The sequence below is a fragment of the Pseudomonas sp. Z18(2022) genome, from assembly GCF_036346535.1.
Taxonomy (GTDB): Bacteria; Pseudomonadota; Gammaproteobacteria; order Pseudomonadales; family Pseudomonadaceae; genus Aquipseudomonas; species Aquipseudomonas yamanorum_A.
In genome coordinates, this window is record NZ_JAOTOA010000079.1 from 1 (window position 1) to 286 (window position 286).

Below are 286 nucleotides of genomic sequence, written 5' to 3' on the forward strand. Positions count from 1 at the left end.
TACGGCCACACCCATGCCGCCGGTGGCCCATAGCAACAGCAGGTTGAGCAAGACTTCGGTGGTGATTTCCCCCAGCAACTCAAACATGTAATGCGGCGGCAGCATGCGCATCCAACTGACCATCGCGGACAGGTAGATAAACAGCAGCGGCTCATCGCTGAGGATCAACAACCCTTTGGCAATCGCCTCGTTACTGAGCTTCAGCAGCGCCGCAAGCTCGGCCTGGGAGATGTACTGCAGCAGCTTTTCGCTGTTGGGCTTGATGTCTGCTAACCATTGGTACAGT

The 286-nt window shown here is 56.3% G+C and carries 1 protein-coding gene; it reads right to left on the reverse strand.

The window, feature by feature from the left end:
* Positions 1 to 286 (reverse strand): hypothetical protein (locus V3W39_RS33660; protein ID WP_330214196.1); only part of this gene is annotated, 286 nt, incomplete at both ends.